Annotated in this window: 6 protein-coding genes; 2 read left to right on the forward strand and 4 right to left on the reverse strand. The window is 47.1% G+C overall.

From position 1 onward, the window contains the following. The first annotated feature begins 324 nt into the window (after positions 1–324). Positions 325–993, forward strand: a complete 669-nt coding sequence (locus ACRC27_RS06785) for an HAD family hydrolase (protein ID WP_438639488.1) — start codon at positions 325–327, stop codon at positions 991–993. A gap of 192 nt (positions 994–1,185) precedes the next feature. Here ACRC27_RS06785 and ACRC27_RS06790 read toward each other — a convergent pair whose 3' ends face one another. Then, positions 1,186–2,223 (reverse strand): alkene reductase, encoded by a 1,038-nt coding sequence (locus tag ACRC27_RS06790; RefSeq protein ID WP_438639489.1) that lies wholly within the window; start codon positions 2,221–2,223, stop codon positions 1,186–1,188. Positions 2,224–2,414: 191 nt separating this feature from the next. Between ACRC27_RS06790 and ACRC27_RS06795 the strand changes: the two genes are divergently transcribed. After that, positions 2,415–2,987 carry a TetR/AcrR family transcriptional regulator gene (locus tag ACRC27_RS06795; RefSeq protein WP_438639490.1) on the forward strand — a complete coding sequence of 191 codons (573 nt, stop codon included), beginning with the start codon at positions 2,415–2,417 and terminating at the stop codon, positions 2,985–2,987. Here ACRC27_RS06795 and ACRC27_RS06800 read toward each other — a convergent pair. Genes ACRC27_RS06800 through ACRC27_RS06810 form a run of 3 tightly spaced genes read right to left on the reverse strand, consistent with a single transcriptional unit; the run spans position 2,984 to position 5,753 of the window. Next, entirely contained in the window at positions 2,984–4,822 is a 1,839-nt protein-coding gene (locus ACRC27_RS06800; protein ID WP_438639492.1) for a sensor histidine kinase, read from the reverse strand. The genes ACRC27_RS06795 and ACRC27_RS06800 overlap by 4 nt on opposite strands. 6 nt (positions 4,823–4,828) lie before the next feature. Continuing rightward, positions 4,829–5,023, reverse strand: a complete 195-nt coding sequence (locus ACRC27_RS06805; protein ID WP_438639491.1) for a hypothetical protein — start codon at positions 5,021–5,023, stop codon at positions 4,829–4,831. Positions 5,024–5,075: 52 nt separating this feature from the next. Then, positions 5,076–5,753: a response regulator transcription factor gene (locus ACRC27_RS06810; protein ID WP_438631523.1), complete on the reverse strand. Its 678-nt coding sequence runs from the start codon at positions 5,751–5,753 to the stop codon at positions 5,076–5,078. Positions 5,754–6,147: the final 394 nt, after the last annotated feature.

Below are 6,147 nucleotides of genomic sequence, written 5' to 3' on the forward strand. Positions count from 1 at the left end.
GACCATTGGATAATATGACCATTGGATAATATGACCATTGGATAATATGACCATTGGTTAATGAAGTGGAACACTCTGGCGTTAACCACTTTGTATAACCTGATGAGCCTTGTATCACGAGATCAGCTTGTTATAACGAGATCAATATAGAGAGTTAGTAAAATACGGGCCTGCAGTGTACGAATAAGTACCGTGTAGGCCCGTATTGTTATGAGAGTTTATCTGCCACGGCAAAGTCATCATCTATTTGCAACAGATAGCGTTTAAAATATATCCCGCAAAAAGAGTGGTGTTTGGTTTGAGGCGCATAAGGAGTAGTGACTAATGGCACTGGCGTTATTTGATTTAGATGAAACATTACTGGCCGGAGATTCTGCCAGCTTATGGTTAGCTTATATGGTCGAACACGGTTTGGCTGAGCCGGAATTGCTACTTAAAGAACAAGCGCTGATGGCTGAATATCATCAAGGAACACTTGATATGGCGCACTATATGGCAATGACACTACAACCGCTGGTCGGCCGGACACGTCAGTGGCTTAATACGCACTGCCAGCACTTTGCCAATCAACAACTAAAATCGCGTTTGTATGCTGATGGTATTGCGCGGGTGAACTGGCATCAGCAGCGCGGCGATACAGTGGTGCTGATCTCAGCCTCTGGTGAGCACTTGGTTTCACCGGTTGCTCGCATACTGGGCATTGACCACTGTGTGGCTATTTTACTGGATGAACAGGCTGGCGTACTGACAGGCAATACCTGTGGAACATTCAGTTTTCGGCAGGGAAAGGTCGCGCGAATTGATCAATTGGCAGCCAGTTTATGGCCTAATAACCCTGATGTTTGGGCTGATAGCTATGGGTACAGTGATTCACACAATGATCTGCCGATGCTGCATGCGGTTGAACATCCGTATGTGATTAATCCCTCAAAAGTTTTACAGCAAGTAGCAAAAGAGCAGTGCTGGCCAACGCTGACGTGGCAAGTTTGTTAAGCATATATGGCAAATAGAGTGATTAAAATAACGGTGAACAGTATGGTTTTGTTGTGTGGTGTATGACGGCTCTGCCATACCGCGCAAGCTGAAACTGCAGATTCATCGTAGAGTTGCAGTACACGCAGGGCGGTAATATAAGCAGAGCCACAATACCATCGAGATAAAAAACCAATCGAGGTAAAAAGCCGATTAAACCAGTTCGGTCAGCATAGACTCATGATAGGTTTTAAGCGGCAATTGCTGTTCAACCCGCTGGATATAATCCGGGTTAGCAATCAGCGGGCGGCCAATGGCAGCCAAATCAAACCGAGAGGCTTTAATGGCAGTGGTTGCACTGTCAGGTGTCAGGCCACCAACACCGACAAGATTACCTTGATAATGGCTGCGCAGGTAGTCACTGACTTGGCCGTCAAGATAGTCAAAGGTGATACTGTCATCAAAAATACCGGCATGTACATACGCCAGCGTGCGCTGATTGAGTTGGCTCAGCAGGTAATCGAAAACTGCGCGATCACGTTTGTCACCGGTCAGATGCACATAGGCGCCTGGTGATACCCGCAAACCTACACGTTCACCACCAATACGCGCACTGATAGCATCAACTACCCCGAGTGCAAAACGGCTCATATTTTCAGGGGTTTGCCCATACTCATCAGTACGGCTGTTGCTGCTATAGTGTAAAAATTGGTCGATTAAATAGCCGTTTGCACCGTGGATCTCTACACCATCAAAACCGGCTTTCATTGCATTTTCTGCAGCTTGTGCAAATTGTTCAGTCACCTCGGCAATTTCAGTGATGCTCAGGGCACGCGGCACCGGATAGCTCAGTTCACGCATCCGCGGAAGAGTGCCTTCCAACGCAATGGCAGACGGTGCTACTGGCGTTTGTCCGTGAAAATGGCTGTGCGATACCCGCCCTACATGCCATAACTGCGCAAAAATTTTGCCCTTTTTGGCATGTACTGCATCGGTGACATTTTTCCATCCGGCAATTTGTGCGTCGGTAAATAACCCCGGTGTATTCGGGTAACCCTGCGCATCAGGGCGGATGATGACACCTTCAGAGATCAACAGACCCACATCGGCACGGCGTGCATAGTAATCGGCAATCTGCTGGGTTGGCACTAAGTTTTGATCTGCCATGCAGCGGGTCAAGGGAGCCATAACGAACCGGTTAGCCAGTGTTAGTGTTGTATTAAGTGCGTACGGTTGCATTAATGTTTTCATGGTGTGTACTCGTGTGTTGTTATTCTTGAACGCTTATTCAAGAACTTTTTGAGCTGCATTGCAAGCTTATTTTGAATGATCGTTCAAGAATGTTTGGTTGGAAGCGGGCGAATGCAGTAGACTGTGGCAACGTTGACGATGAGTTGCGTGCAGGGTCGGTGGCATAGGTTAAATATGAGGATATAGAGCGGATGCGCAGTGCAGAGTTTGATCGCAACAGTGTTCTACAGCAGGCCATGGAAGCATTTCGTTCGCACGGGTATGCGAAAACCACCATGCAGCAGTTAGTTGCGGCAACCGGCCTGCATCCGGGCAGTATTTATGCAGCATTTGGTAATAAACGCGGATTATTGCTGGCGGCCGTTGAGCATTATGTGGCCGAACGCAGCCGTTTTCGGCGTGATTTACTCTCGGCACATACTCCGCTAGACGGGATCCGTGCTTACTTGCAATACATTGTGGCTGAAACCGCGCACGGTACGTGCTTGGTTACTCGTACATTGTTGGAACTTGGTGGGCAAGATGCTGAAGTGTATAGCCATTTGGCGGCGATCTATCAGCACATGGAGCACGATCTGGCCGATACGCTGACGCAGGCACAAACGTGTGGGCAACTGCCTGCTGCAAGCGATATTTATACGCTGACACTGTATCTGCTGGTGGGCATTCAAGGGTTGGTTACGGTTGCAAAATGCCATACGGATCAAGCGCCTTTACTGGCGGTGGTTGATCAGATCATGCTTGGATTACAGGCCGCGCCTTAAATTGTGCTTAATTTCTCACCCGCTGGGTACTGCTGCGTCAACGGATGATCAGGCAAGTACACGGTAAAACAAGCGCCCTGAGCATGCCATTGGGTATCAAGTATTACCGTACCCCCTTGCCGTTCAATCATGTCTCTGGCTTGCGGCAACCCCAATCCGGTTCCCGCTTGTTGCTGGCTTTGTAGCCCGCGGTAATAGCGCTGGAAGATCTGCTCACGCTCTGACTCGGTAATACCATACCCGTTATCGATAACCTGTATTTCAACGCCGCTACGGGTTTTTTGCCCGCGTAAAATCACGGTTGAGCCGACAGGGGTATATTTAATGGCATTATCGGCAAGGGTGCGTAATGCTAAACGGGTTAGCTCAAGATCACAGATGAAGGTGTGTGGAAGCGCGTGGCTATCGACAATAATCTGGTGTTTATCTGCAATCATCTGGCAGGCTTCTGCGGCGTCATATAGCAAATCAGGTAGTGAGCAGGGTTGGTAGTTTATCCCACTGTGCAGCAGTACAAATTTATCTTCTCGTAAACAATTTTCGAGTAGAGATGTTAGGCGTGTTGTTGCACGTAAGATTTTTTTATACCGTTCTTGTGTTGCTTGGTCCTCCAAAGAGGTGCTGCGCGCAAGGTTTTGGGCGGTAATATCAATCACGGCTAAAGGCGTGCGGAGTTCATGCGATACGGTAGCAAAAAATTGTTGTTGTTCTTGCTGTACTCGTTTTTCTAACGCCAAAGATTGTTCTATTTTTTTGAGCGCTACATTCAATTCCCGCGTTCGTTTCTCTACCCGTGCTTCCAATATCCGCTCTGATTGTTTCGATAAAGAGAGGGCTTTTGCCTGAGCGCGCTCTTTTGCGGTACGTAGGGCTAGATAGTGGCGGCTAAGCGCATAATTCATCACCAAAAGATAAGAGATCATGGTCATATAGTAACCATTATCGGCCCAAACACTGGGGGGAATCAGGCTCAAATTACGCATGAAACGCATAAATAGCGCTACCCAGTAAGGTAGCATACCAATGAGAATAATTTGTGCTTCGGTACGAAACTGATTATTTTTCTTTTTGATACAGCGCATTAGAGTGAACAAAAAAACGAGTACGCTACAAAATAAAGACCAGAGCTGATAGAAGGGTCTAACCGTGTGGCTTAACTCTTTCGTGCCGAGTGTTAATAGGCATGAGATCGAGGCAATAATAATCGATAAAGTAATGAACCCTCTAAATACGCGCGCATGCTGGCCAGAAAGTAGACCTAAATAGTGAAACAAAAACAGAGTTCCAAATACCGGTGAAAACATCCAGCTGGTGATCATGATGGTTTCATTCACGGCAGGGTAGCTTTGTAACCATGGAATATAGAGATAACCGTAACCTTCTGCACTCGCTGATGTGAGTAAATTGCAAGAGGTAAACAACACAAACCATGCATAGCTAGTATCGCGGGTGGCCTGATAAAACCAGATATTGGTGATGATAAGAATAAGATGCACGGCTAAAAATAGCCCCATTGCTAGTTGCTCTAACCCGGCAGCACCCACGAACGTCTCAGGTGTCCAAAGATACATACTAAATGAGAGGCTGTTATTACCTTTAATCCGCAGATAGTAGGTTTGCATACTCTCTTCTGGAATTTGCAGGCGAAATACGGGGCTGCGGTAAAGAATATTACGCTGTGATAATGAGTGGTGATCACCTGATACTTGTGCGGTTAATTTTCCAAATTTATCAGGGGAGTACAAAATCGCTTCATCCAAAAATGGGGAATTAAGTTCAAGCCAGATGACTTCGGGTGAAAAAGGGCCCCGCTGAATATCAAGCCGTAACCAAATAGCTCCTTACTGATAGCCAAAGTCTGGCATGCATTTTAGTTGAGTGAACTTCTGTTGCAGCGCCGGTTGTTGGATCTGCTCTGGGGTATAGCGCTCTTGGGGATCAGGTAGAAAGTGTAATTGGCCGGCCAAAGATATTTTTGACTGGTCAGATAAAAAAACGGCGCGTGCTGGCATTGAGCACAACAGCATACTGCTCATGAGAAACGCGATTTGTAGCACGTAGAGTAGATATGGTTTTGGGGGCATTTGGCTACCTACTCATCTCATCGATTTTTAGCGGAGCACTGAAACGGTAACCATCGCGGTGTGCCGTTTTTAGTGGTAATTCTGTAGTACAGTGCTCGCGCCAGCGGCGACGGAAACGGCTGATTAGCGTATCTAAACGGCGCAGATCATAATCGAGCCAAGCATAGCCAAATGCTTCGACAATTTGCTTACGACTGACAATTTTATGCGGGTTGGCGGCGAGTAACTGTAAGATAGTCATCTCTGCGGCAGAAATTTCGGTTTGCTCCCCGTTGGGGCCGCGTAAATATTGCTGCTGGGAATTAATATACCATTCGGAATTATCGCCAATTCTGCGGCTAAGTGAGTCAATAATGGCAGTCAGTTCTAAGAGCTTAATGGGTTTGGTCAGGTAGTGATCAGCACCACCGTATAAACCGCGCAGTTTATCTTCGGTGCTCAGGCGAGCGGTCAGTATAATAATGCCGGCAGTCGCTTTTTGTTGCCGCACATGGGCAGCCATATCAAATCCGCTGCCGTCGGGCAGATTAATATCAATAATGGCTATCCCTATTTGGGGGATCAGCGGGGAAAAATCGGCGCAGGTGGCAGCCGTTGTCACCACATGCCCGCAGGCTCGTAGGAAGGCGCCCATTTCATCGCGCAGATCTTGCTCATCCTCGAGTAAAACAATATTGGCCATAAATCCCTTTATACAGCGTTGAACGTGTGGATGATGAATATCAGATTCGTCAAATACATTGGTGGCCGGAATCTATTGTGTATAGCACAGCTATAATAATTACGCTGTGTCATAACAATAGAAAGTTCTGACAAATTCTGACAGCAAAAATGCCGGTATTCAGACACAAAGACAAATTGATGACAGATGCGGATGTTAGCTTTCAACTTGCCCGATCGCTTCCTATACTCACGGGGTAACGTGGAGTAATGGCAATCGTATGGCGGAGGATACGTATACGTGCGGCATGTTTTGCGGCGTGAGCGCGCTTTATTCATGCATCACCTTTATGCATTAACGTGGAGCCAGTGGCAAATGATGACGATAACCTCTTATTTATCGCGGGGTTCCGCAT

This window comes from Plesiomonas sp. (assembly GCF_051650925.1).
Taxonomy (GTDB): domain Bacteria; phylum Pseudomonadota; class Gammaproteobacteria; order Enterobacterales; family CAMTGL01; genus Plesiomonas.